Origin of the sequence: Brachyspira suanatina, assembly GCF_001049755.1 — a bacterium.
Lineage (GTDB): Bacteria > Spirochaetota > Brachyspiria > Brachyspirales > Brachyspiraceae > Brachyspira > Brachyspira suanatina.
This window is the reverse complement of sequence record NZ_CVLB01000001.1, coordinates 599,445-625,411: the sequence shown is the minus strand read 5'-3', so window position 1 is coordinate 625,411 and position 25,967 is coordinate 599,445. Positions and strand designations below refer to the sequence as shown.

22 protein-coding genes and 1 riboswitch are annotated in these 25,967 nt (G+C 27.1%); of the genes, 12 read left to right on the top strand and 10 right to left on the bottom strand.

All coding sequences use genetic code 11. The features are described 5' to 3' along the window. Window positions 1–52: 52 nt before the first annotated feature. The 4 genes from BRSU_RS02850 to BRSU_RS02835 form a co-directional block, all read right to left on the bottom strand. Window positions 53–1,483, bottom strand: coding sequence for an SGNH/GDSL hydrolase family protein (locus BRSU_RS02850; protein ID WP_048593697.1), 1,431 nt, complete (start codon window positions 1,481–1,483; stop codon window positions 53–55). 70 nt (window positions 1,484–1,553) lie between these two features. Next, window positions 1,554–2,108: a GNAT family N-acetyltransferase gene (locus BRSU_RS02845; RefSeq protein WP_048593696.1), complete on the bottom strand. Its 555-nt coding sequence runs from the start codon at window positions 2,106–2,108 to the stop codon at window positions 1,554–1,556. A gap of 76 nt (window positions 2,109–2,184) precedes the next feature. Continuing rightward, a complete protein-coding gene (locus BRSU_RS02840) occupies window positions 2,185–2,940 on the bottom strand; it encodes a class I SAM-dependent methyltransferase (protein ID WP_048593695.1) in 756 nt (251 codons plus the stop codon). 11 nt (window positions 2,941–2,951) lie between these two features. Continuing rightward, the gene (locus BRSU_RS02835) at window positions 2,952–4,427 is read right to left on the bottom strand and encodes an MBOAT family O-acyltransferase (protein ID WP_048593694.1); all 1,476 of its coding nucleotides are present in this window, start codon (window positions 4,425–4,427) and stop codon (window positions 2,952–2,954) included. A 369-nt stretch (window positions 4,428–4,796) separates the two neighbouring features. Here BRSU_RS02835 and BRSU_RS02830 point away from each other — a divergent pair, with 369 nt between their 5' ends. From BRSU_RS02830 to BRSU_RS02815, 4 genes are all read left to right on the top strand, one after another. Then, window positions 4,797–6,488, top strand: a complete 1,692-nt coding sequence (locus BRSU_RS02830) for a hypothetical protein (protein WP_048593693.1) — start codon at window positions 4,797–4,799, stop codon at window positions 6,486–6,488. 629 nt (window positions 6,489–7,117) lie between these two features. Then, window positions 7,118–7,239: riboswitch (TPP riboswitch) on the top strand. Window positions 7,240–7,369: 130 nt separating this feature from the next. Continuing rightward, on the top strand, window positions 7,370–8,977 hold the full coding sequence (locus BRSU_RS02825; RefSeq protein ID WP_048593692.1) for a peptide ABC transporter substrate-binding protein: 1,608 nt from the start codon (window positions 7,370–7,372) through the stop codon (window positions 8,975–8,977). A 79-nt stretch (window positions 8,978–9,056) separates the two neighbouring features. After that, window positions 9,057–9,716, top strand: a complete 660-nt coding sequence (locus BRSU_RS02820) for a TenA family protein (protein WP_048593691.1) — start codon at window positions 9,057–9,059, stop codon at window positions 9,714–9,716. Between the two features lie 77 nt (window positions 9,717–9,793). Then, a complete protein-coding gene (locus tag BRSU_RS02815) occupies window positions 9,794–10,204 on the top strand; it encodes a rhodanese-like domain-containing protein (RefSeq protein WP_048593690.1) in 411 nt (136 codons plus the stop codon). 98 nt (window positions 10,205–10,302) lie between these two features. Here BRSU_RS02815 and purH read toward each other — a convergent pair whose 3' ends face one another. Continuing rightward, a complete protein-coding gene (gene purH, locus BRSU_RS02810) occupies window positions 10,303–11,832 on the bottom strand; it encodes a bifunctional phosphoribosylaminoimidazolecarboxamide formyltransferase/IMP cyclohydrolase (RefSeq protein ID WP_048593689.1) in 1,530 nt (509 codons plus the stop codon). 149 nt (window positions 11,833–11,981) lie between these two features. On the opposite strand from purH, the gene BRSU_RS02805 reads away from it, so the two are divergent. The 7 genes from BRSU_RS02805 to BRSU_RS02775 all read left to right on the top strand — a co-directional run bounded on the left by BRSU_RS02805 (window position 11,982) and on the right by BRSU_RS02775 (window position 20,491). Continuing rightward, entirely contained in the window at window positions 11,982–13,322 is a 1,341-nt protein-coding gene (locus tag BRSU_RS02805) for an AAA family ATPase (RefSeq protein ID WP_048593688.1), read from the top strand. 4 nt (window positions 13,323–13,326) lie between these two features. Next, on the top strand, window positions 13,327–13,818 hold the full coding sequence (locus BRSU_RS02800; protein WP_245158039.1) for a hypothetical protein: 492 nt from the start codon (window positions 13,327–13,329) through the stop codon (window positions 13,816–13,818). A gap of 319 nt (window positions 13,819–14,137) precedes the next feature. Continuing rightward, on the top strand, window positions 14,138–15,241 hold the full coding sequence (locus BRSU_RS02795; RefSeq protein ID WP_048593687.1) for a hypothetical protein: 1,104 nt from the start codon (window positions 14,138–14,140) through the stop codon (window positions 15,239–15,241). Between the two features lie 178 nt (window positions 15,242–15,419). Then, on the top strand, window positions 15,420–16,304 hold the full coding sequence (locus BRSU_RS02790) for a DUF4261 domain-containing protein (protein WP_048593686.1): 885 nt from the start codon (window positions 15,420–15,422) through the stop codon (window positions 16,302–16,304). A gap of 222 nt (window positions 16,305–16,526) precedes the next feature. Next, window positions 16,527–17,027 (top strand): NADH-quinone oxidoreductase subunit NuoE family protein, encoded by a 501-nt coding sequence (locus tag BRSU_RS02785; protein WP_048593685.1) that lies wholly within the window; start codon window positions 16,527–16,529, stop codon window positions 17,025–17,027. A gap of 12 nt (window positions 17,028–17,039) precedes the next feature. Beyond that, on the top strand, window positions 17,040–18,728 hold the full coding sequence (locus BRSU_RS02780) for a NuoF family protein (RefSeq protein ID WP_053082759.1): 1,689 nt from the start codon (window positions 17,040–17,042) through the stop codon (window positions 18,726–18,728). A 14-nt stretch (window positions 18,729–18,742) separates the two neighbouring features. Then, the gene (locus BRSU_RS02775) at window positions 18,743–20,491 is read left to right on the top strand and encodes an NADH-dependent [FeFe] hydrogenase, group A6 (protein WP_048593684.1); all 1,749 of its coding nucleotides are present in this window, start codon (window positions 18,743–18,745) and stop codon (window positions 20,489–20,491) included. 88 nt (window positions 20,492–20,579) lie between these two features. Here the strand turns inward: BRSU_RS02775 and BRSU_RS02770 are convergent, their stop codons facing one another. Together BRSU_RS02770 and BRSU_RS02765 are read right to left on the bottom strand one after the other, a co-directional pair. Then, window positions 20,580–21,530 (bottom strand): flavodoxin family protein, encoded by a 951-nt coding sequence (locus BRSU_RS02770; protein ID WP_048593683.1) that lies wholly within the window; start codon window positions 21,528–21,530, stop codon window positions 20,580–20,582. Window positions 21,531–22,048: 518 nt separating this feature from the next. Next, window positions 22,049–22,513, bottom strand: coding sequence for a NanQ anomerase/TabA/YiaL family protein (locus tag BRSU_RS02765; RefSeq protein ID WP_012671980.1), 465 nt, complete (start codon window positions 22,511–22,513; stop codon window positions 22,049–22,051). A 237-nt stretch (window positions 22,514–22,750) separates the two neighbouring features. Between BRSU_RS02765 and BRSU_RS02760 the strand changes: the two genes are divergently transcribed. Further along, window positions 22,751–23,839, top strand: coding sequence for a PP2C family protein-serine/threonine phosphatase (locus BRSU_RS02760; protein ID WP_048593682.1), 1,089 nt, complete (start codon window positions 22,751–22,753; stop codon window positions 23,837–23,839). 13 nt (window positions 23,840–23,852) lie between these two features. On the opposite strand, the gene pth (BRSU_RS02755) is transcribed toward BRSU_RS02760, so the two are convergent. Genes pth (BRSU_RS02755) through BRSU_RS02745 form a run of 3 tightly spaced genes read right to left on the bottom strand, consistent with a single transcriptional unit; the run spans window position 23,853 to window position 25,952 of the window. Further along, on the bottom strand, window positions 23,853–24,749 hold the full coding sequence (pth, locus tag BRSU_RS02755; protein ID WP_209435131.1) for an aminoacyl-tRNA hydrolase: 897 nt from the start codon (window positions 24,747–24,749) through the stop codon (window positions 23,853–23,855). Beyond that, on the bottom strand, window positions 24,746–25,336 hold the full coding sequence (gene pth, locus BRSU_RS02750) for an aminoacyl-tRNA hydrolase (protein ID WP_048593681.1): 591 nt from the start codon (window positions 25,334–25,336) through the stop codon (window positions 24,746–24,748). Before pth (BRSU_RS02750) ends, pth (BRSU_RS02755) begins: the two co-directional genes overlap by 4 nt. Before the next feature lie 25 nt (window positions 25,337–25,361). Continuing rightward, on the bottom strand, window positions 25,362–25,952 hold the full coding sequence (locus BRSU_RS02745; protein WP_048593680.1) for a 50S ribosomal protein L25: 591 nt from the start codon (window positions 25,950–25,952) through the stop codon (window positions 25,362–25,364). Between the last annotated feature and the right edge of the window lie 15 nt (window positions 25,953–25,967).

Sequence of the window (25,967 nt, the reverse complement as noted above, 5' to 3'; positions counted from 1 at the left end):
TTAATATTAAGAAAAATTAATTAAATTTATAAATTAAAAGTGCTTTCAAATATTAATAATCTCTCTCTATTGCTTCGCTTATAGCATCATTAGTATAAGGTAAATCAAAAAAATCAACAACTTCAGAAGTTATATTATCATATACTACTATGTTAACTCCATTGGTAGTTTTTCTTAAGTTGCTTCTGCTTATCATTATTCTGCTTCCGCTGTCAATTACTAAATCATTATATTTATTAAGCTCTTTATGATAAAGATAATTAGTTGCCCCCATTGAAGAAAATACTAATTTATTTTTATCTATAACATAAGAAACATTATTAGTATACATTTCATTGGTTATATTAAAATTAGAATATAATCCTTTTACAATATTATCATTTGTAGAATATTCTCCAAGCATATTAATAACTATAGTATAATCATTAAGATTAGTTATTTTTGTCATATAATCATTAATATTTTCTATATCTCTTAATGCCATATCATAAACTTTATTATACTCATATAAAGCATTTTTCTCCCAAGTGTCATAATTTGTATCTCCTCTTCTATCCGGCAAATCAAAATTATCTTTTAAATATTTACCCAAAAAAGAAGTATATTTCTGAACGCCTTTATAATTCAAATGTCCTGCATCATTATAGTCTATCCAAAAATCCAAATCATAATCATCATAATAATGATTGAAATTCATAAAAGGAACACCATATTCTTTTGCAATCTCACCTACTCTATTAAAATGTCTTGCCTCATCATCAGTCATAGGAAAAGGCGAAGCTATTACAACAATAGGTATATTATTTGTCTTTGCTAATTCCAATATTTTTCTATAATAAGTTTCCTGCTCTTCAAGCAAAGGTAAAGTATCTTTAATATTTTCTATATTCGGTCTTTGTACTGGGAATGTTTTATTATGAAAAGAATATCCTTTAAAATATTTATAATGATTATAGTTATTAGCATAAGGCAGAAAATCTTCATCTTTTAAATCTTTATATCTGTTATGATATCTGTACATAGGATTTATAAACTCATCAAATCTCTCTGCCGCTGTTATTTTTAAAGATTCAACTCTATTCTTTGACCATTTTAATGCATAAGTGGCTGCTACAATCTGATAATCTACAACATTAGTTCTGCTCGCTGCAACAATATAAGATTCTAATGCAATTAATTTAGGCTTCTGATATTTCAATACTTCTACTAAATAATGATAAGTACTCCAAATAGGCTGGCTTCCTGAAGTGAAATTATAAGCTGCAATACCATATTCATTATAAAGTATAGCAGGATTAATATTATAATGAACATGACTGCTTCCCATAAACATAACATCTATGCTGTTAGTTCTCTGTTCATAAAAACTGTCGCCCTGATATATACCATTATCATTTTTAAATCTTAAAACTCTGCTTGAAAACCAGAGCAATGTAATAAATATAGCTATAAAGCAAATAATTTTTATTGTGTTTCTTATCATATTCTAAAAGCCTATTATTTTTATATAAAATTATGTAAACTAAAAATTTAACTTTTTTCTTAACTCTTTTTTAATTAAAATACTCATTTTTTAATATGGAGTAAATTGCAGCATCAGCAAGTCCTGTATTATCTTTATAAATACTTCTTAATACTCCTTCTTTTTTCAATCCGCATTTAAGCATTACCTTTCCGGAATTAGGATTATTAATATTATGTTTGGCTTCTATTCTATTAACTTCTACTTCTTCAAAAAAGAATTTTATTAATATCGATAAAGCCTCCGATGTAATGCCTTTATGCCAATATTTTTTAGATATGCAGTAACCAATACTAATCATATCTATACTATCGTTCATATCAACAACGGCTATGCTTCCTGTTAAAAAATTATTTTCTTTTAATACAATAGCCCACTGATAAAAATCCTTGTAACAATATTGATTAGTCCATTCAGTTAAAATGAGTTTTGTTTTATCAATACTGTCATGAGTCTGCCATATTAAATATTTTGTAACTTCATCATCACTAGCCCAATTATTATACATGTTTTTTGCATCTTCTATTTTAAATCTTCTTAATAATAATCTTTTGCTTTCTAATTGTATTGTTCCTTTATGCTTCATAATTTTATTCACAAAAAATATTTATTTATAATTTTTTTATTTATCAAATAATCAATCATATTATACATTATAATAATTATAAAAAACTACATTCAAATAAAAACATATCACATTTATCATTAACTGCAATTTCCTTTTCAAAAGAAGAAAAAGTTTTAACTTGAGTAAATCCAACTTCTTTTAAATACTGCTCCATTTCACCATATTTATAAAGGTGTGTCTGAAAATCCATAAACTCACTTTGAATCAATTCTGTATTATTATACATTTCATAAATTGATGGCGAGAACTGAGTTTGAGTTTTTTCTTCATAATAATTTTTTGATTTAAGTACTATTTCAAAATTTTCTTTTGTTTTGACAGATACAGCAATATTATAATCATTATCATCTATACATATATTTTTTATTGTATCAACTGCAAAAACAAATTTACCAGTTTTTAAAAGCCAGTTCTTTATTCTTATTAGAATTTGTTTGCAAATATCAATATCTGTAAACAATGATACTGAACCTGAACTAATAAATATATAATCAAATTTTTCTTTCGGATCATATTTCATTATATCAGTATGAACTGTTTTGGCATCAGGAAATTTTAATTTTAGTTTTTTAAGCATTTCATTGGACATATCTATTCCTGTTATGTCAAACCCTCTTTCTATAAATGGAATTAGAAATCTTCCGCTTCCGCATAAAGGTTCTAAAATCTTTTTACCTTTTTCAGCATAAGATAGATAAAAGTTTAATTCATCTTCAGGTGCTCTTTCATGCAGTATCTCATACATTTCAGTACAAAGACTGCCGTAATAATTTTTTCTAACTTCATTCATTTTTATAACTCCTAAAATTGGAAATATATAAATTGCTTAGGGTCAAAACCAGCACCGTATTTTCCATATATTATAATGAAGAATAATAAGAAAAATATTACAGCCCATCTGAAATACAAACATTGATTTTTTAAAAATTCATATATAGTTTCTTTCTTTATATATTTTATCAAATCAACTAAAAAAAGCACTATCAAAGATATTATAAGTATATTCATTTCAAAATTATCTAATCCTAATTTGTATAATGAACCGTCAAATAAACGCCATAAATCTATTTTAGTGAACATTCTTTGTATATAGTAAAAGGCATCATGTATAGTTTCGGCTCTGAAAAATATCCAAGCTAAATCTACTATTATAAATGTAATAATAACTTCAAGAAATTTAAAACTAAAACTTTGTACTTTTACACCCAATTTATTTAAAACATTATTTCTAAATTTCGATGTAATATCTTCTATTAAATAGCATACACCATGAATAGCACCCCAAGCTATAAAAGTAAAATTAGCTCCATGCCAAAGTCCGCTTACTAAAAATGTTACTAATATGTTAAAACTTCTTCTAATCTTTGAACATCTATTTCCTCCCAAAGGTATATAAAGATAATCTCTAAACCAAGTAGATAATGATATATGCCATCTTCCCCAAAACTCTTTTATGCTTCTTGCAAAATATGGAGTATTAAAGTTTTCCATTAAATCTATACCCATAACTTTTGCCGTTCCTATTGCTATAAGAGAATAGCTTGCAAAATCACAGTATATCTGTACTGCAAAAAGAATCGCCGACAATGCTAATTCAGTAGTGTTATAAATATAATATCTATTAAATACAGTATCTACCAATATAGAAGCCCTATCCGCTATTACCATTTTCTGAAAATAACCGAAAAGCATTAAAATAAGACCTTCCGTTATTCTATGATAATCGAATCTTTTTATTTTATCCATGTTCTGTATTTGACCTAGCAAATGTTTTGAACGTTCTATTGGACCTGCCACTAACTGAGGAAAGAATGACACAAATAAAGCATACTTAATAATGTTTTTTTCTGACTTTATTTCACCTCTGTAAACATCTATAGTATAGCTTAATGCCTGAAATGTATAAAATGATATTCCTACAGGCAAAATAATATCAAAAGGCTTCTCTATTAATTGTATATTTAATGCTGATAAAAGCATATTTATATTTAATAGAAGAAAATCAAAATATTTAAAAAATACAAGTATAGCAATATTAATTATAAAACTAAATGCCACTACTATTCTTTTATATTTTAATTTTTCTATTAATATGCCGCTTAAAAAAGTTACAATGGTAGAAGTACCCATTAATAATGCATATTTAGGATTCCAAAACATATAAAATATATAACTTGCTATAAATAGACAAATATATCTTAATTTTTTTGGAAATATCCAATACAAAATCAATGTTATAGGAAAAAATATTAAAAAATCTCTGGAATTAAATAACATTTAACATAACTCATAATAAAATATACATTTATAACTTATAAAACAGTTAATTGTAATATAAATTAAGAAAACTTTATTAATTTTAATCGGTAGTTTAAAGTATTTTAGTAAAAATAATTGACTAATAATATACCAAAATAAACAATTTTAAAACATGTAAAACATAATTTGATTTTTTTATTTTATATAATATAATCTAAGTAAAATTTAAATATTTATACAACACATATAGAATAAAATTAGTATCATTAATATATATTAATTTTTAAGAAAACATTCTAAATATAATATCTTTAATAATACTATTTAGATATAATCTAAAAAATTAATAAATTGTATTTGTTTAAAGGTATGATAAAAAAATAAATTATGTTTAATTTAAAAGATAAAAAATATATCTTTATTATAATATTTATAATAATATCTCTTATTTCATGTAAAAAAATAAATATACTTTCACCTAACAAAATTCCTCCGCCTACTGATTTTAGAATACCTGATAAATTAAAGCCTGTAAGCATAACAGTATCTGAAAATAATAATGATGAGTCTCTAGTATTTGGAGGATTTCAAAAGAAATTCTTTTTTAGAGGAAAATGGTATATATTAGCTCAATATTCATATACCTATGATAAAAACATGAAACAATTTAATTATAAAGATCATACATTAATTTTAGAATTAGATAATGACGGTAAAATAAACATTGTAGCAAAAAATTTAGGAACTGTAGAAACTAGTCCTTGGAATTATTTATATCAAGCAAATGTTATAAATGATGATGAAATTATATTTGAGCCTTATAATTATGGAGAATTAAAGTGTTCTAAAGAAACATATAAATATTTTGATAAAGCTTTAAATAAAGATGTAAATATAGAATATTATAAGGAGTTAATATATCCAGATATTTATTATAGATCTACTGACTTATTAAATTGGCAAAAATATGGTCAATATCATACATATATGAATCTTCCTTCACCTACACAATTAGACAGTTCTAAACCAAAAAGCTGGCAAGGAAGATTTGGATTAGCAAATTTAAAAATGGCATTAGTAGGTGATTATATTTATTTATATGATCTTAGAGAAACATTTTATGAAGAAAACCCAGATGGATCAAGAATTTTACCTGATTATACTGTAAGCAAAGATAAATATTATAGAATACATAGAGATAAAGATATGTCTGATCCAAATAATTGGGAGGAAGTAGGAAAAACTCCTTGGGGAAATGTTTCTGATTTTGAGGCTAAATATAATGATGGAAAATTTTATTTGGAAAATGGAAAGCAATGTATGTATAAAAAGATTAATAATGTATGGACTTTAACACCAATAAAAAATAATGATAAATGGGTCACAGAAAATTTTATAGATTGGCAAAAATTCAATGGAGAGACTCCTAAAGACATTGACTCATATGTAGATGATTTCCATGGAGATTTAGGAATAGTTAAAAAAAGAGATAAAACTCCTACACCTCCTAACTGGGTAGAATATTATAATAAGGTATATTATCAAACTTATAATACTTATATGGTAACATATGATTTTAATAGATACTTTCTGCCTATCCCGCCTATAAATGAAATAAAGGCAGCTTTAAATAGAGGAGAAACCGACTTTGTAATAAAGCCTGAACATGTAAAAAATGCTGGTAAAAATCTATTTATGGTTACAGATGTTGATCCTAGATATGCTAAAGAAAGTGATTGGAGTCTATTAACACCTATAAATTATGATGAAAAATCTATAATATGGCATTCTGGAAAAGATACTATGCTCTTTAATATTAATAATAAAATAATACAATTAGTTGATTATACTGCAATTAAATCAAGAATACAAAATTATACTATATATTATCAAGTAATAAACGAATTAATGATGTATTATCGTAATTACTATCGTAATGGTAATTATTATGAATCTATGTATTATAAGGCACAAGCTGATATGCTTCAAATGATGATGAAAAATCCTGAAACATATTTATTGCCTGATGAACCAGTAGAATCATATACTATAGAGTTTAAATACCATTTTGATAAATAAAGTAGAAAGCTAGTCATAAAATCATCAACGTTTAAAAGTTTATTTGGCATAGCCTTTTAAGTTATACCTAAACAACTACAACTATATTTTGTCAAAATTAAAATTATATTTTCTTTTTAATATATGGGGCTTTGCCCCATATCCCACTTCTTTTGTTGCCACAAAGAAGCAGGCACAGCCCGCCTGCGGCGAAGGGCTATATTTTAGCTTAAATTGATAATTTATATTACATGTAAAACAATTTTTAGTATGATTTAGTACTAATTTTATCCTTGCACTTTTTGGTTCTTTTTACGGCGGGAAAAAGAACAACAAAAAAATTAACAAACTCTAAAATTTTTAGTATATACACGATATAGAGCAAATAATTTTTATTATCGCTTTAAAACTTAACAATATCATTATATAAATTTTATTGATAATATTATTTAGGCAACATAGAAAAGCAGACTTCGTAGATAAGCATAACAATAATAAATAATAATAATTTTTAAATATTGTAAAGCCAATTATAAAAATTGTGAACCTCTGGCAAGTTTACTTGACAGAGCCTTAGAGCGAACAATTTTTATTAGCAATAATAAAAAATAATAATTTGTTATTGAAAAAAATAAAATATATTATATCATTTTTTCAACTTGGGGAGCTTGAAAAGGCTGAGAGGAAGTTTACATAATTATTTTTTATAAAAACTTCGACCCTTATAACCTGTTTGGGTAATGCCAGCGTAGGGAATTATCTCTTTTATTATTTTCTTTATACTTTTAATAAAATGAGACCTTTTCTAAAGTTGGTCTTGTTTTATTAAATTATCTAAAATAAACAAGACAAACGGTGTTATAAAAATCTCTATTTTCTATTTTAATTTAAAGGAGCTTTTTATGACTTCAAAACAAACATTTATTATTCTATTAATTTTATTTGCATTTTTTATATCTTGCAAAAAACAAACAAAAAATATCAAAGACGAAATCAATGTAAATCTCGGCTATGAACTTAATACTATAGACCCGGCTTTGAATGATGAAACTTACGGATATATTTATATTAATCATGCATTTGAAGGACTTCTTAATAAGGATATAAACGGAAATATTGTAGGAGGCGTTTCTGACAAATGGGAGATAAGCGATGACAGCCTTACATATACATTTCATTTAAGAGATGATGCCAAATGGAGCGACGGTAAAAAAGTTACAGCCGATGATTTTGTATATTCCTATAGAAGAGCTGTTGATCCGAAAACTGCATCACCTATAAGTTATTTAATGGAATATATAAAAAATGCAAAAGATATAATAAGAGGGAAACAGTCCGTAGAAAATCTAGGAGTAAATGCAATAGATGAAAATACTCTTACAATAGAACTTGAAGCACCTACACTATACTTTACAGATATACTAGCTTCCGGAGGAGTTTATATGCCTGTAAGAAAGGATATAATAGAAAAATACGGTGATGATTGGACTTGGAATCCTGAAACTTATATAGGAAACGGAGCATACAAAATGGTAGAAAGAAAACCTGATGAACTGCTTGCTTTTGAAATAAATACTAATTATTGGAATTATACTAATCAAGTAGCTAAAAAAATTAATTTTGTTTTGATAGCTGATGAATATATTTCACTTAATGCCGTAAGAACAGGAGATGTTGATTTTTCTATAAATGCCCCTCCTATTGGTGAAATAGAAAATTTAATAAATGATAATTTAATGGCTGTAAGTGATATTATAGGAGTTTATTATTTGGATTTAAATAATAAAGATAAAACATTGTCTGATAAAAGAGTAAGAAAAGCATTATCTCTTGCAATAGATAGAAACTACATAGTATCAAATATAGGATACGGTAAATTAATACCAGCAGAAGCATTTGTCCCTCCTGTTGTAAAAGGACTTGAAAAATCCTTCAGAGAGGAAAGCAGTAATTATATCATAGCAAACAATTATAGTAATAATGTAGAAGAAGCAAAAAAATTATTAGCCGAAGCAGGATATCCTAATGGAGAAAATTTTCCAATTTTAGAAGTAAAAGTATCATCTGGATTTTATACTACTGTTTTGGAAGCAATTCAGCAAATGTGGAAAAATACTCTTAATATAGATGTAATGGTTAGAACAGAAGAATCAAAAATTACTTTGCCTTTCAGAGAATCCGGAAATTATCAAATGGCTAGAACAAGCTGGACTGGTGATTATAATGATCCTATTACAATGCTTCAAATTATGACTAGCTATAGTGATATAAATTACGGAGGATTTTCAAATGCAAGATATGATTCTTTGATAGAGTTTGCCACTACTGCCACAAATGCACAAAAAAGAATGGAAGCTTTGAAAGAAGCTGAATCAATTCTTTTTGATGAAGTTCCTATTATACCATTTATATATAGAACTGATTTTTTGATAGTTAATCCTAAACTTAAAAATTATGTTGATGAGCCTTTGGGAAGATATAAATTCAACTATGCTTATTTAGAAGAATGATATTTAAAAAATAATATTTAAATGATAAAATGATAATATTTAAAAATAATACTTTTATAATGAATGAGAGGAAATAAAAATGAAATTTTCAGAAATAGTGTGGAAAAGAAATGAAGATCTATATAATAAAATAATTAATACAAATTTCAATAAAGAGCTTATGGATGGAAGTTTAGATAAAAATAAATTTTCATACTATATAGAACAAGACAGTTTATATTTGAAATACTATTCTAAAGCTTTAGCTATAATTTCTTCAAAAATACATAATGTGGATTATGCATTAGTTTTTTTGAAATCATCTATCAACTCTTATATAGTAGAAGAAGAAATTGTGCATAAATACTTTAGAGATACTTTTAAATTTGAAAATACAAATAAAATTACAACTGCTAATTTAGGGTATACAAGTTTTCTTATTAATACTGCTCATACTGAAGCTTTTGAAACTGCCGCTTCATCTATACTGCCTTGTTTTTGGATATATAATGAATTGGGCAAATACATAAAAGCGAATGCAGAAGTTGAAAATAATCCGTATAGAAAATGGATTGATACTTATGCTGATGAGGAATTCTCTAAGGCAACAGAATATATGATTAAAATTCTAGATAATTTATACGATAATGCTTCTTTAGCTGTAAAAGAAAAAATGATAGCTGTTTTTGATATAGCATTTATTTGGGAATATAAATTTTGGAATGATGCTTATGATTTAGATGATTTCCATAATGTATAAAACTTTTAAATAAATTAATTGAAATTTACTTCCCTGTATGTTATAATATTAATATACATACAGGGAGTATTTACAAAATGAGTAATACATTAACTTTAATAATTGGTCTTATATTAACTTTTATAATATTAAGCGCAGCAAGAAAAATTATATTCAATATAAGAAGTAAAGGAAAATTTAAAAACATAAATCTAAATGATGCTGTCTCAATTTATAAAAACAATAAAGATATAGGTTTAATAGATGTAAGAAGCTATATGGAAGTTCAGCAAAGCGGATACATAAAAAACAGTATAAATATTCCTTTAGACGATTCTAAATTCAATGAAAAAATGTCAAAATTAGATAAAAATAAAGAGTATATAGTTTATTGTGCAAGCGGAAGCCGTTCAGGTGCAGCTTGTATGCGTATGTATAAATTGGGATTTACTAATATCAATAATCTTACTCATGCTGGATATTTTCAGCTTTCATCAAGTTTAAAATAATTAAAAAATATCTTTTTCCCTTTATTAAAAATTTTAATCTATAAAAAAGCGAAGCTAATGAAAATTAACTTCGCTTTGAAATTACAATCAATAACTTATTAATGTTTAAAATGTCTTATTCCAGTAAATATCATAGCTATACCATGTTCATTACAAGCATCTATTGATTCCTGATCTCTCATAGATCCTCCTGGCTGAATTATAGCTTTAATATTGTATTTGGCACAAGCGTCCACTACATCTCTGAATGGGAAGAAAGCATCAGATGCCATTACAACTCCATCTCCTGCTCTCTCTAAAGCATCTTCGCAAGCCCAAATTCTGTTAGTTTGTCCGCTTCCTATACCTTTAGCCATAAAGTCTTTTATTACTACTATGGCATTTGATTTAGCATATTTTACAACTTTCATTCCAAATATTAAATTCTTCATTTCTTCTTCAGTAGGCTTTTTCTCTGTTACAACTTTATAATCTTCTATCAAAGTAGTATCTTCATCTTGAACAAGTAATCCGCCGTCAACTTTAACAAGATTGATCTTATCATTAGTATTAGTTTTATATTTTATAACTCTTAAATTCTTTTTGCTTTTTAATACTTCCAAAGCTTCAGGAGTAAAGTCTTTAGCAATAACAATTTCTAAAAATATTTTAATAAGTTCTTTTGCAGTTGCCTCATCTACTGTGCTATTGAAAGCTACTATTCCGCCGAATATAGAAGTAGGATCGCATTCATAAGTTCTATTATAAGCCTCTAATACATTAGAACCCAAAGCAGCACCGCAAGGAGTAGAGTGTTTTATAGCAGAACAAGCATACTCTTTTTTAGATTCATCAAATTCTAATACTATTTTTAAAGCTATATCCATATCTCTGATATTATTAAATGAAAGTTCTTTTCCGTTTAATTGTTCAAAATCTTTCATAGAGCCTTTATCTGTAGTTGATACATAATAGCTTGCTCCTTGATGAGGATTTTCTCCGTATCTTAATTCTTCTTTTAATGCATAAGACATATTTAAATAATTAAGTTGTTTGCTTTCTTTATTTTCTAATGAATTAAACATAAACTCTGACACTGCAGCATCATAAGCAGAAGTCAAATTAAATACTTTAGAAGCTAAATATTTTTTTGTTTCAAAACTAACTTCGCCTTTTTCCATTTCACTTTTTACTAAATCATAATCTTTAACATCGCTTATAACAACAACATCTTTGAAAGACTTAGCAGCAGAACGAAGCATAGTAGGGCCGCCTATATCAATAAATTCAATCTTTTCTTCAAATTTCAAATTATCATCTTGTACTTTTTCAAAGAAAGGATAAAGATTAACTATAACCATATCAATAGGAGTTATACCTCTTTCCTTAATAGTTTCCATATGAGTAGGGTTATCTCTTATAGCAAGTATTGCTCCATGTATTTTTGGGTCTAAAGTTTTTACTCTGCCGTCAAGCATTTCTTTAGCTCCTGTAACTTCAGCAACCTCTATAACTGGTATATTATTTTCTTTCAAATATTTATAAGTTCCGCCTGTAGAAACTATTTCCACATTTTTTGAAGTTAAAAACTTGGCAAAGTCTAATATTCCGTCTTTATAAAATACAGATATCAATGCTCTTTTAATCATTGCACAACTCCTAGTAATAGTTTTTATAATAATGAAACAATTATAATATAAAACTTGTTATTGTAAAGAGTAATTATTGTTTATGGTTGATTTTTGTTGATTTTATGATAAAATGTAATAAAAATCGATAAAATAAAGGTTAAAATACAATGTTTACTTATGTAAAACTTAAAAATTATAAATCATTAGTTGATTTTGAAGTAGATTTAACATCATCAAAAAATAATCCAAAAAAAATGATTATAATTTATGGGGAAAATGGTGCTGGTAAGACTAATTTTATAAATGCATTTTTTACTTTATTTGACACATTAAATACTAAAATATACAAAACCGTCTTAGATAAGTTTATGCTAGAAAAAATGAAAAATAAAGATGATGAAAAAGAATTGGAATTATTAATTAATAAAATGCTAAAAGAAAATTTAAAAATATTGGATAATATAACTGATATAATAGAAGAAACCAAAACTATTGGTTCTAAAGATAATATGATTTTGGAATTTGGGTTTAAATTAGATGGTAAAAATGGACTATATCATATTGAAACTGATCATAAAGGTATTGTAAAAGAAAAATTAGAGTATGTATTAGATAAAAATAAAACAAAATATTTTGAATTATCTAATAATAATAAAGAGAATTATATAAATCCATCATTATTTAAATCTGATAAATATTTAAATGAAATAAAAGATTTAGTGGATAAGTTTTGGGGTAAACATTCTTTTTTATCTATTCTCTTATTTGAAAAAAAAGAGAAAAATAAACAATATATATCAAAAAATATAAATAAAAATATTTTTGATGTTATTAAATATTTTTTATCAATGTCTATTTATATGAAAAATAGCAGTAATATAGAAAAAGGAAAAATAAGTATAGATAAAAAATTTATTCCTAGAATGTATAATGGTTCTATAAAAATAAATGAGGAAAAAAAGCTTAATCATACAGAAAAAATATTAAATAATTTTTTTACGGCTATTTACAGTGATATAAAGGAAGTATATTATAAAAAAGAAATAAAAGATAATAAACTTCATTATAATTTATTTATAAAAAAACAAATATACGGAAAAATTATAGATATAGACTTTAAATTAGAATCAAGAGGTACACAAAAACTGCTTGATTTATTCCAATTAATAATATCATCTACGAAAAAAAATAATGTAGTAGCAATAGATGAATTAGACAGCGGTATACATGATATTTTAACAGCATCAATACTAAAATCATTATTTGCTGATATTAAGGGACAATTTATATTAACAACTCATAATACAACTATTTTAGAGTCAGATATAAAAAAAGAATGTATATATATATTTAATATAGACAGCGAAGGAAAAAAAATATTAGTTCCTATAACAGATTATGAAAATGAACATCCAAATATAAATTTTAGAAAAAGATATTTGAAAGGAATATATTATGGTATTCCAATTGTTTCTGATATAGATTTTAAAGATATATTGGAGGAATAACTATATGTCATATATAGGAAATTATCTTAAAGCTATAGTTATTGTTCATGGAAAATCTGAATTACAAATGTGTAATTTTATAAAAAATAAATTAAGATTAAATAATATTCATATAATATCAAAAGATAATGGAAAACATTCTATACAAATATCTAGCATAATGAAAAGATTAAACGGTAAAGATATTAATACATTGGATAATTTTAAGAATACATATAATGACTATTTAGAAATAAAAAATCATAAAACAATAATAGACAAAGATTTTAAAATTTTTATAATAATGGATACAGATGACTGTAATAATGATGAAGAAAAAAATAACTTTATAAATAAAAATATGTTTAAAAATTATTGGGCTTATGATTATATAGTACCAATATATAATATTACAAATTTAGAAGATGTATTGATTAAGGCTGAAATTATTGATAAAAATACTATAAAAAACAAAAAAGATAAAAAAAAATTATATAAAAATATTTCCAATTACTAAACAAGATATAGAAAGTGATATTAAGCAAATAGAAGAATTTTATAAAAAACTTTTAAAAGTAAAAAATATTTCAAATATGCATAAATTTATTAAATTTTGTTTAGATAATAGGTATGTTATTAAATAACAAAAATTTACTGAAAACTATTAAAAGTAAAAAATGTTAAAACTATGATAACTTTACACAAGTTTATTTAAACAAGTAATTGTTTTTATAAAGTTATCATAATTGTAATTTTATGTTAACTATGTTATAATGAACTTTCATATTATATAATTCATTTAAATATAATATTTCATTAAAAATAAGGGTTAGTTTATGAAACATTTCTTTTCTTTTTGTTTTATCTTTATAGTATTCATATCAAATATATATGCTGATGTAAAAGTAGATTTTAGATTGTTTTCAAGTTCTTATGCATATAATGCTGAAAACACTTTATGGCAGGATACAAGAACAACATTAACATATTTTGAAAATTTCACAGAGGGAGCTTTTGATATAAAATTCAATAACCTTATTACTTTGAGAGTCGGAGCTTCTATATTTTTTCCTTTCACATTTGAATTTCCTCAAGGTATAAGAGTATTCCCTGTAGTTACAACACAATTATCAAATGAATATATTTCTCTTAGAATAGGTACTATGACAGGCGGACATAATTTACCTTCTCCTATAAGAGATCCTTTAATGGATATGACTCCAGTTGTAAGATCAACACCTGATAATACATTAATAGCAAAAGGTCCTGAAGAATATAAATATAATGAACCTTTCACACATGGCTACTATGAATACGGAGCTTCTTTTGAATGGTTTAAAGGCGGAAAAGGAGAAGTATATATGAATTGGCAAATACAGCATAATGCTAAACATAGAGAAAGATTCGATGTAGGTATTACTTATGCTATGGATTTTGTACATGATATGGCAACACCTTATGCTGCCATACACTATTGGCATAATGGAGGACATGAATATGCATTTGTTCCTGGAAGTCCTGCAATTACGGAAAACTATGTAGGTGCTATAGGTATTAATAGTTATTATCTGTCTATACTTTATATGGCTTCTTATAATCTTGCCGATAGAGATAATGAGCCTGGAGTATTTGGACATGGACTTTTCTTAAGAGGTACAATACCTGTTATGACTTGGTTTGAAATAGAGCCTATAATATTTGTTTCAGGTTGGTATATAGATAAAAAGCATAAATTCATAAGCGTTGAAGGAGATCCTTTCTATAGAGTACCTTTCTATTTCGGACTTAACTTAAAGAAAGATTTTGTATTCGATAATGGTATAGTATTGGGAATTGCTCTAGTTAATGGCTTATTCTTAAATGAAAAAAATGAAATAGGAATAAGATACGATCAAACTTTACAATTTGACTTTACATATCTAGTACCAATAAAACAGTAATTAATCTGTTTTTTATTATCAATAGCGATAAACTAGAATATATTATCTAGATTATCGCTATTATTTTATAATTTTTAATTTTGATATTTTACGGTATTAAAAAATAAAAACTTATATAATATAAATTGCTTTTATTAAAAAATATAGTAATATTTATATCTATAGGAGTTTTTTAAATATGAAAGATAAAAAAGAAGTTAATCCAAATACTAATCATAAAATAGTAAATCATGATGAGGCTAATTTCTCACATGTATATTTCTATAAACTTTTATTTGAAGAAAAACCGCAGCTACCTAATATAGAGTTAATTAAACAGAAAATAAAAAAATATTATAATGATATAGAAGTTATATCATCAGATAATGGTATTTATAGTATTGCAATAAATGATTTAAAAGTTAAATATCAAGATGATAAGGAAGTACCAGCACAAATTTTAATGCCTAATGCTATGGAATTTGATTATACTTCAATAAGTGATTATTATTACAGTCAGATGTGGGATATAAAAGATCCTAAGGAAGTGATAAAAAACTGTAATTATGAAATAATGCTTAGTGATTTTTTGGCAGCAGGACTTGATTATAAAGACAGAACAGCTCTGCTTAACAATTGGCTTTATACGGCATTACAGCTTTTTGATAATTGCATAGCAGTATATAATGAACAAAGTGGAAAACTTCTTTTGCCTGAGCAAATTCTAAATAATGCCTACCCTAAAGATTTCAGATTTATGTTTTCAGGAGTAAATATAAGACTCTTTAATGTTCAAGATTCTAATGATATTATAGTAGATACTTTGGGAATGTACGCTATAGGTTTACCAGATATACAATACCATTTCCATGATTTAAATGCTAATGATGTTATATCTCATGCTCTAAATATAGCAGCTTATATATTTGATAAAGGCGATATTATAAAAAGTGGTGATACCATACAAAGCATATTTGAAAATGTACAGTGGAAATGTCAGTATGAAAAATCTCTTCTAAAGCCTCATAGAGAAATTTTAGATATTAATATGCTTGAATATGCATCCGGAAAAAGACAAAATTAATAAAAATACATAAAAAACACAATACTTATTGCTCTAAATAAGAACAAATTTACGATATATAAAACTAATAAAATACCTAATAGTAGTATTATGAAATAGGTGCACTAAAAATATGTATATAAAAAATCACATAAATGTGATATTTTTATTGAATTCAAATATATTTTTTCCTATACTATAATAAGTGTAATTTTAATTTTATTGTATCAATGGAGGTATATAATGAGTGAAGATGTTTCTCTATTAACACAGGAGGAGATTGCTGATGAAATTAAATCACTAGTTGAGAAGTGGAAAGATTCTGAAGGAAATCTTATTATGATTTGTCATGGAATTCAAAAACATTATGGTTATGTTCCTAGAAATGTTGCAAAATACGTATCAGAAGAGATCAATATACCGCTTGCTAGAATTTATGAAATTCTTACATTTTATAACTATTTCACATTGGAACCGCCTGCTGAAAATAATATAGGCGTTTGTATGGGCACTGCCTGCTATTTAAAAGGCGGCGGACAATTAGTAGAAGAAATAAAAAGAAAATTAAATCTAAAAGGCGATCAAAAATATTCGGCTGATAGAAAATATAAGTTGGAAGAGGTAAGATGTATAGGCTGCTGCGGCTTAGCACCTGTAATAACTTTTAATGATGAAGTTTCAGGAAGAGTAGTAGTTGATGATATAGCAAAATTTATCAAAGATGAAGAAGCTAAAAAAGAGTAATGGAGTATAAAAATGGCAGAAAAATTAGATAGAAAAAAACTAGAAGAATATAGACTTAATAAAGAAAAAGAGATAGGTTTAAGGAAAGGCAGAGAATCATCTACATCTCATAAATTTCATATACTTGTATGCGGAGGAACAGCATGTGAATCAGGTAAAAGTGATGAGATTGTAAAATTATTAAGAGAATATGCAGAAAAAAATGGTATTTCTGATGATGTATTAGTAGTAAAAACAGGCTGTTTTGGTTTCTGCAGTCAGGGGCCTGTAGTTAAGATTATGCCTGGAAGAGTTTTTTACACTCATGTAGGACCTGAACATGCTCAGGATATCATAGAAAAGCATATAATGAAAGGCGAATTATTATTAAGAATACTATATAAAGAACAAAGAGAACATAGAGATTTCTCTAAAGAAATTAACTTCTATCAAAAGCAAAGAAGAATAGTATTAAAAAACTGCGGAGTTATAGACCCTGAAAATATAGATGAATATATAGGAAATGACGGTTATAAAGCTCTATCTAAAGTATTATTTGAAATGACTCCTGATGATGTTATTAAAGAAATGCAAACTTCAGAACTTAGAGGAAGAGGTGGTGCAGGATTCCCTACTTGGAAGAAATGGAGCTTCACAAAAGCAGTAAAAGATGATCAAAAATACATAGTATGCAATGCCGATGAAGGAGATCCAGGAGCTTATATGGACAGAAGTATACTAGAGGGAGATCCTCATTCTGTAATAGAAGCTATGACTATAGCAGGATATACTGTAGGAGCAAATAAAGGATATCTATACATAAGAGCTGAATATGGTCTTGCTGTTGACAGAGTAAAAATAGCTTTGAAACAGGCTTATGAATACGGACTATTAGGAAATAACATATTAGGAAGTAATTTCTCATTTGATTTGGATATAAGACTTGGTGCCGGTGCATTTGTATGCGGCGAAGAAACTGCCCTTTTAGCTTCAATAGAAGGAAACAGAGGAACTCCAAGACCTAGACCTCCTTTCCCAGCAATAAAAGGTTTATTTGAACATCCTACAGTTATTAATAATGTTGAAACATTTGCAAATGTAACTGCTATCATAAATAATGGAGGCGATTGGTTTGCTTCTATTGGTACAGAAAATTCAAAAGGTACTAAGGTATTCGCTTTGACAGGTAATGTAAATGTATCAGGACTTGTAGAAGTACCTATGGGAACAACAATTAGAGAAATAGTATTTGATATTGGCGGCGGCGTACCTAATGATAAATTCGCAAAAGGCGTTCAAACAGGCGGACCTTCAGGAGGTATATTACCTGAATCTCTATTTGGTACTCATATAGATTTTGATAATTTAGTTCAATTAGGTTCTATGATGGGTTCAGGCGGTATGATTGTCATTGATGAAGACAGCAATATGGTTGATTTTGCTAAATTCTATCTTGGTTTCTGCGTTGATGAAAGCTGCGGTAAATGCGTACCTTGCAGAGTCGGCGGAATGCAAATGCTTAAAATATTAGAAAAATTCACTAAGAGAAGAGCCAAAGAAGATGATATACAAAAATTAAAAGATATTGCTTTAACTATGAAAAATGCTTCATTATGTGCTTTAGGTTCTACAGCTGCTAACCCTGTAATGTCTACATTAAAGCATTTTGAGGAAGAGTACAAAGCTGGAATATTTACTCCTCCTGTTCCAAAGAAAAATTAAAAGGAGTATAGATAATGGTTAAAATAAAAATAAATGGTAAACAAATTGAGGTTGAAGAAGGTCTTACAATTTTAAAAGCTGCTAAAAAATTAGGAATAAAAATTCCATCTTTATGCTATCACCCTGATATACCGCCTACTTCAGCATGCGGAATATGTGTAGTAAAGTTAGCTAATCAAGGAAATAAATATGTAAGATCATGTTCTATGGTTGTTGAAGAAGGAATGGATATTATCACTCATGATTCTGAGATTAATACAGTAAGAAAAGGGGTTTTGGAATTAGTATTATCAGCACACCCAAATGATTGTTTGAACTGTATAAGAAACGGAGAATGTGAACTTCAAACTGCTGCTGCTGATTTCGGTGTTAGAAACTCAAAATATGACAATATAAAACAAAATCACCCTAGAGATGAATCTGCCGGAAGTATAGTACTTAATCCTGAAAAATGTATAAAATGCGGAAGATGCGTAGTTGTTTGTCAGGAAATGCAGAAAGTACATGCTTTAGGATTTGTTAATAGAGGATTTGATACTTATTTTGCCCCAGGTGCTGTTTCATTAAAGGATTCTCCTTGTGTAGACTGCGGACAATGTGCTGCTCACTGCCCAGTTGCAGCTATATATGAAAAAGACCAAACTAGAGAAGTTGAAGATGCTATAGATAATGCTGATACTTATGTTGCTGTTCAAATGGCTCCTGCTGTAAGGGTTGCTTTGGGAGAATATTTCGGACTTAAGCCAGGCGATAATATTACAGGCAAAATTTATGCGGCTATGCGTTTGATGGGATTCAATGCTATATTCGATACTAATTTCGGTGCTGATTTAACTATTATGGAAGAGGCAAATGAATTCGTTAAAAGATTTACTGAAAGCAATGGAACTGCTGTTATGACTACATCATGCTGTCCTGCTTGGGTAAAATATGCAGAGGAATATTATCCTGATTTACTAGATAATATATCAACTTCTAAATCTCCTCATATGATGCTAGCTCCTATGGCTAAAACTTATTATTCTGATAAAGCTCATGTTGATCCTTTTAATATATTCAATGTATCTATAATGCCTTGTACTGCTAAGAAAAATGAGATTAGAAAAAATGAAACTATGTATTCAAGCGGATATAAAGATGTTGATGTTGTTCTTACTACAAGAGAATTTGCTAGAATGATTAAGCACTATGGTATAGATGTTGCCGGAATAGAACCTGAAGAAGCAGACAGTATATTAGGAGAATATTCCGGAGCTGGTACTATATTCGGTACTACAGGCGGTGTTATGGAAGCTGCTTTAAGAACTGCTTATAATATAATAGCCGGTTCTAATATGAGTAATCTTGATTTTGAAGATGTAAGAGGATTAGACGGAGTAAAAAAAGCAACAATAAAAATACTAGATAAAGAAGTTAGAGTGGCAGTTGTAAATGGACTTCATAATGTTGATCCTGTAATGCAGGAAATAAGAGCCGCTAAAGAAAAAGGAGAAAATCCTCCTTATCACTTTGTAGAAGTTATGGCTTGCCCAGGCGGATGTGTAGGAGGAGGCGGTCAGCCTTATGGCCCTACTAACGAAGTAAGACTTCAAAGAGCAGGCGGTTTATACAATGAAGATAAAAACACTGTAAAACATAGATGTTCTCATGAAAATGAAAATATTAAAAAACTTTATGATGAGTTCTTAGGAAAACCTCTTGGAGAAAGATCTCATCACTTCTTACATACTACGTACAAAGCTGATGAAAAATATAATAAATAATTACTAAATATTTAAAAGTAGTAAGCACTATGATTATTAATTTTAATCATAGTGCTGTTTTTATTTAAAGAAAAAGTTTTATTAACGGCTATTTTATGGTTTCAAATTTCATTTCTCTAAATCTTTTATATTCTTCTTCTATTTCAGATTTTCTTGACATGAAATTATCCCTTGTATGTATTATCTCCTGCAAATGTACTGCTCTTGATTCATTAATATTTCTATCTCTTATAAGTCCATTTTCTGCAAGTACGAATTTATATTTTCCATTTTCATCTTTAATTAAATCTCCGCCTGCCCCGCAAACAGCACATTCAAAATTAAACTTCACTCCGTCCCAATGCTCCTCGCCTGGATATATTAAAGAAGAATGACATCTAGGACATAATCCTAAATTAGGATCTCCAAGCCATTTTCTTTCTTCGACTGGAGTATTTATTGCTTCAACTATATTCTTACCCATTTGATAAGCTCTGTCCAAATAATCTTTATGTATAAGAACATTTCCAGGTCTTCCAACACTTTCAGCTAAATACATATCAACAACAGTCATAGATTGAGTAAACATTGTAGCAGCAAGTCCCTCCAAACTCATAGTCTGCCAATCATGTTTAGAACCGCCTACTCCTATAAGTCCTGCTACAGTGTGCGGATCTTCTTTAACCTGCCCTATTTGTATTCTAAATGATAATTCATAAGCTAAAAATCTCTGAGCAAATGATAAATATAAAGAAGAAGGAAGTAAATCATAAGTGGGACATCCAACTATTATTCCCTGACATTGATTCATTACATTTACTATCTTATCCATATCATCTTTTTCTTTGTAAATGCATCCTTTGTACTCTCCGCCTTCTTTAAATATCTTTCCCATAGCTATAGTACAAGATTCACATCCGGAACAAGGTTTTATATTATAATCAAATAGATTAATAAGTATAGCCTCTCCCCCTGCATCTTTTACTGCAGTTAAAGCTTGCTTCACTAAAATTTCGCTGTTTCCATTATGTCTTCCAGCAACTATTCCCATAACTTTCATAGAATATAATTCCCCTTTTATTGAAATATAATTACTGGATAGGCTACCAGTCTTCGTATTTATGGTATCATCGAAGTTTATCGGAAATCTCATATCAGCGAACTAATACAAGCCCTACCTTATTATTAATATATAGCATACAATATATTTTAATTATTGTCAAGATATGATTAAAATTTTTAAGTTTGTCAACTATTCGCCTATACCCCTTGGGTACGCTTCACGGAGGCTTTCCGCACGGTATTGCAAATCATTATGGATAGACAACTATACGCAACTGAAGGAAGTACTGTAAAGTATGCGGCTGATTATTTATTATACACAAAAAAGATAGTTTATATTACTTATAAAACGTATTTTGTTAATATTAAGTTATATTTTATATTATTAATAAATTAAAATTAGATTTATAAATAACTCAAAATTTACAAACTATATTTGTTTCAGTAAATATTATAAAAGACTGACACTTAAAATAAGCATCAGTCTTTAATATTTCAATTATTGATTATTGATTATTAACCTTTATAAGGAACTTTAACTATAGCTTTTTTAACATGGTTTTTACCTGATTTTGGAGGAAGTCCTACTCTATGAGCATCATAAGGAAGAAGTATTAAAATTTCTCCTTGTGATAAAGTTAAGCGAACAGTTCCCTCTCCTTCCCAGTCATGATAATCGCTTGCTTCATCATAACTTTTAGGTTTCAATGTAGAAGTATTTGCTATTATAAAATCTTCAGCTCCCTCAAATATTATCTGAACATCAACATATTTTAAATGTGATTCCCAAGGCGGATTATCTTTATTATCATATTCTGTAACATTGATAAAAGCACCTTCGCAAATTTCTTTGTCTAATAAATGCTTACCATTAGGAAGTTTTTTCAATTCATCATAATGATCTCTTATATAATTTTTTGCCTTCCAAATAGAATCATGAAAATCCTGATTGAATTCGCTTTTTATTGGTTTTAATATCATAATAACTCCTCCGTTTTTAATATATAATTAAGTGCTGCTATGCACTCGAGAACAAGTATAAATATTAAAGTAATAACAAAATCATTTTAACTATTACTGATATAAAGATATTGTATAAAGTATGTGTAATTTTTGCAATATCTATAATTATTATTTTATAAAAAATATTTGCAAACTATAATCTTTTTGTTATAATCTATATCGTAAATCTATTTTTATACAAAAAATACAATTAATATGAAAAACGAACGTGTTTTAATTCTTTTTAAATTTATTTCTATAGTATTTCTCATACTATTTGTACTTCTAAATATAGCATGTATCTCATATTATGAGAATAAATTTACTTTTATACTTATATTCATATTATTTATGTTATTTTTTATTCCTGGTATTATATTATATAAAAATTTAATAAATCTCTATTTAATAAAAGATTACAAACAAATAGAAGAAAAATCATCGGATGGAAAAATATATAGATTTTCAAAAATAAACAGTACAATAATAAATGATTATCAAATAGCAATAAAAGATTTGAAAGAAAAAAATAGTTATATATTAGGTAGATATGATGTTTTAGATAGTATCAAAAAACAATATAAAAAAGATATGAAAAAAGCTAGAAAACTGCAAGAAAATATGATGCCCAAAAAAATGCCTAATAATAAAAAAATAAATTCAGCGTCATTATATAAACCTCTTGAAACAATAGGAGGAGATTTTTTTGATTACATATATCTTGATGATGACAGAATACTTTTCATAATTTCAGATATTAGTGGACATGGTATTGAGGCTGCAATAATAACAGCTATGTTTAAAACTGTTTTTAGAAATTTTGCTGCATCATTCAAATCACCTGCTTCTTTTATATATGATATTAATAATTATATAATTAAGATTATTCCTATAAATTATTATCTTACTATGACAGTAGCAGAAATAGATTTAAAAAATAAAGTAGTAAAATATTCCAATGCCTCTCATACTCCTATATTAATAATACAAAATTCTCAAATAAAAGAACACAATAAAGGCGGAACTATAGTTGGACTTTTTCCTCAGGCATATTATGAAGAAGAAACTGTAAATATAAAAAAAGATGATATATTAATATTTTATACTGACGGAGTAACAGAAGCATCAAGATCAAAGAATAAATATGATTTTTATGGTATAGATAGATTTAAAAAGGTTTTATTTAATAATAGAAACAATAAAGCTGAAAATATTATAAGCAATATAGAAAAAGATTTTTATGATTATCTTTCATATATGTCGCCTGATGATGATTTTACTATTGCAGCATTTAAGATAAAATAAAAAATTTAAATATTTATTTTACTTCTTTGTATAAAATGACATCTTTATCGCCGGAAGTTAATTCTCCCAATTTAGGAACTATTGCTTTGAAATGTTCTGAATTATTATGACTTTCTATAGCTTTTTCATCTTTCCATTCTTCTATAAAAGTAAGATATTTTCCGTCTATACTTTCATATAAATTATAAGAAATACAACCTTTTTCTTTTCTGCTTTTTTCAATAAGTTCTTTAGATGTTTCAATGAATTTTGATTTATTTTCGCTACTTACAGGATTTCTAGCTACTATTTTAATCATATTTTTATTACCTTTGCTTTTATCAGAATTTTCTTTACCTATTTTTTTATTGTATTTATTTTGAGCTATTACAGGAGATTCAAATAAAGCTATTTTAACTGCATCTATTATATCATTTGCTATTACAGTATCTAAATCTTCTCTTTCTTTCTTACTGAAATTTGAAAGCACATAATCATTAACTTTTTTACCGGCACTAGGTCTGCCTATACCTATTCTAATTCTTGTAAAATCATCACTCTGTAAATGAGAAATAAGACTTTTTATTCCATTATGACCGCCGGAACTTCCGCCTTTTTTTATTTTAAAAGTACCAAAAGGTATATCCATATCATCATATATAACTATTATATCTTCAGGTTTTATATTAAAGAATTTGGATATATAAATTGCAGATTCTCCGGAAAGATTCATAAAAGTTTGAGGCTTTAGAAGTATATATTCTATATCCCTTTCTTTTGATCTTGCATATAAAGATTTCTTTTTATTATTATCAAAATTGATATTAAAATTTTCAGCTATTTTATCTATGAGTATAAAGCCTACATTATGTCTGTTATTCTTATACTCATCTCCAGGATTGCCTAGACCAATAATTAATTTAGTTATCATGGATATTTCTTTTTAGCAGCCTGAGGAGATTCAAATAAAGCTATACAAGCAGCATCTACAACATTATCAGATATATCTCTGATTTTTTTTCTCTCATCTTTAGTGAAAGGAGCTAAAAGAAAATCAGCCTTTTCTTCATCTTCAGGACATGCCCCTATACCAACACCTATTTTAGTAAAATTATAGCTTTTTAAAGAATCTCTTATGCTTTTTATACCATTATGATCTATTTCAATATCATCAACTTCAGCTTCAGAATCATCATTTTTTGAAGGTATCACTCTAAATTCACCTATAGGTATATCCATATCATCATATATAACTATAATGTTTTCAACAGTGATTTTCATAAAACTTGCCATATAAAGAGCGGCTTCACCAGAAAGATTCATAAAAGTTTGAGGTTTAAGGAGCAAATACTCCATTTTTCCAGACTTACCTTTTCCAAAAACTGTCTTTTTCTTTTTGATGTCAAGTTCTACGTTAAGTTTCTTAGCAACTCTATCTAAAATCATATATCCTACATTATGTCTATGATTTTTATATTGTTCTCCTGGGTTGCCTAGTCCCATTACTAATTTCATCATATAGTAGTAATCCTAGAACTATATTTTATACTTCTACTGCACCTTTGTTAGCGTCATCATCTTGAGTAGTAACAACAGTAACAATAGCTTTAGAAGCATCACCAACAGGGTCAACACCTTCTGGGAATTTTATATCACTAATATGCAAACTATCACCTACTTTTAATTCGCTAACATCAACAACCAATTCTCTAGGTATAGAACCTGGGAAAGCTTTGATATTCAAACCGTATTCAACCTGCTCTAAAGTACCTCCGCCTAAGCGAACACCTTCAGGAGTACCTTCAATGTGAATAGGAACATAAGTTTTGATCTTTTTATTTCTATCTATTTCATAAAAATCTATATGTCTTATACTTCTTTTGATACCGTCTATTTGATAATCTTTAACCAATACTTCTCTTGTTTTATCATTTTGTATATCTAAAGTGATTATATCATGCTGACCTGCCAAAGAAAAAACTTTAACAAATTCTTTTAACTCTACAGCAATAGAGTATTGATTTTCTCTGCCGTAAAGAGTAGCTAAAGCATAACCTTCATTTCTCAATTTACGACCAACACTTTTAAATTTAGTATCTCTTTGCAAAGCTTTAATAGTATAATTCTCACTCATTTTTCTTTCCTTTAA

What these genes read in the sequence shown, in the direction of transcription:
- BRSU_RS02850 (WP_048593697.1), bottom strand. Translation starts at nt 1,483, where the DNA reads ATGATAAGAAACACAATAAAAATTATTTGCTTTATAGCTATATTTATT.
- BRSU_RS02845 (WP_048593696.1), bottom strand. Translation starts at nt 2,108, where the DNA reads ATGAAGCATAAAGGAACAATACAATTAGAAAGCAAAAGATTATTATTA.
- BRSU_RS02840 (WP_048593695.1), bottom strand. Translation starts at nt 2,940, where the DNA reads ATGAATGAAGTTAGAAAAAATTATTACGGCAGTCTTTGTACTGAAATG.
- BRSU_RS02835 (WP_048593694.1), bottom strand. Translation starts at nt 4,427, where the DNA reads ATGTTATTTAATTCCAGAGATTTTTTAATATTTTTTCCTATAACATTG.
- BRSU_RS02830 (WP_048593693.1), top strand. Translation starts at nt 4,797, where the DNA reads ATGTTTAATTTAAAAGATAAAAAATATATCTTTATTATAATATTTATA.
- BRSU_RS02825 (WP_048593692.1), top strand. Translation starts at nt 7,370, where the DNA reads ATGACTTCAAAACAAACATTTATTATTCTATTAATTTTATTTGCATTT.
- BRSU_RS02820 (WP_048593691.1), top strand. Translation starts at nt 9,057, where the DNA reads ATGAAATTTTCAGAAATAGTGTGGAAAAGAAATGAAGATCTATATAAT.
- BRSU_RS02815 (WP_048593690.1), top strand. Translation starts at nt 9,794, where the DNA reads ATGAGTAATACATTAACTTTAATAATTGGTCTTATATTAACTTTTATA.
- purH (WP_048593689.1), bottom strand. Translation starts at nt 11,832, where the DNA reads ATGATTAAAAGAGCATTGATATCTGTATTTTATAAAGACGGAATATTA.
- BRSU_RS02805 (WP_048593688.1), top strand. Translation starts at nt 11,982, where the DNA reads ATGTTTACTTATGTAAAACTTAAAAATTATAAATCATTAGTTGATTTT.
- BRSU_RS02800 (WP_245158039.1), top strand. Translation starts at nt 13,327, where the DNA reads ATGTCATATATAGGAAATTATCTTAAAGCTATAGTTATTGTTCATGGA.
- BRSU_RS02795 (WP_048593687.1), top strand. Translation starts at nt 14,138, where the DNA reads ATGAAACATTTCTTTTCTTTTTGTTTTATCTTTATAGTATTCATATCA.
- BRSU_RS02790 (WP_048593686.1), top strand. Translation starts at nt 15,420, where the DNA reads ATGAAAGATAAAAAAGAAGTTAATCCAAATACTAATCATAAAATAGTA.
- BRSU_RS02785 (WP_048593685.1), top strand. Translation starts at nt 16,527, where the DNA reads ATGAGTGAAGATGTTTCTCTATTAACACAGGAGGAGATTGCTGATGAA.
- BRSU_RS02780 (WP_053082759.1), top strand. Translation starts at nt 17,040, where the DNA reads ATGGCAGAAAAATTAGATAGAAAAAAACTAGAAGAATATAGACTTAAT.
- BRSU_RS02775 (WP_048593684.1), top strand. Translation starts at nt 18,743, where the DNA reads ATGGTTAAAATAAAAATAAATGGTAAACAAATTGAGGTTGAAGAAGGT.
- BRSU_RS02770 (WP_048593683.1), bottom strand. Translation starts at nt 21,530, where the DNA reads ATGAAAGTTATGGGAATAGTTGCTGGAAGACATAATGGAAACAGCGAA.
- BRSU_RS02765 (WP_012671980.1), bottom strand. Translation starts at nt 22,513, where the DNA reads ATGATATTAAAACCAATAAAAAGCGAATTCAATCAGGATTTTCATGAT.
- BRSU_RS02760 (WP_048593682.1), top strand. Translation starts at nt 22,751, where the DNA reads ATGAAAAACGAACGTGTTTTAATTCTTTTTAAATTTATTTCTATAGTA.
- pth (WP_209435131.1), bottom strand. Translation starts at nt 24,749, where the DNA reads ATGATAACTAAATTAATTATTGGTCTAGGCAATCCTGGAGATGAGTAT.
- pth (WP_048593681.1), bottom strand. Translation starts at nt 25,336, where the DNA reads ATGATGAAATTAGTAATGGGACTAGGCAACCCAGGAGAACAATATAAA.
- BRSU_RS02745 (WP_048593680.1), bottom strand. Translation starts at nt 25,952, where the DNA reads ATGAGTGAGAATTATACTATTAAAGCTTTGCAAAGAGATACTAAATTT.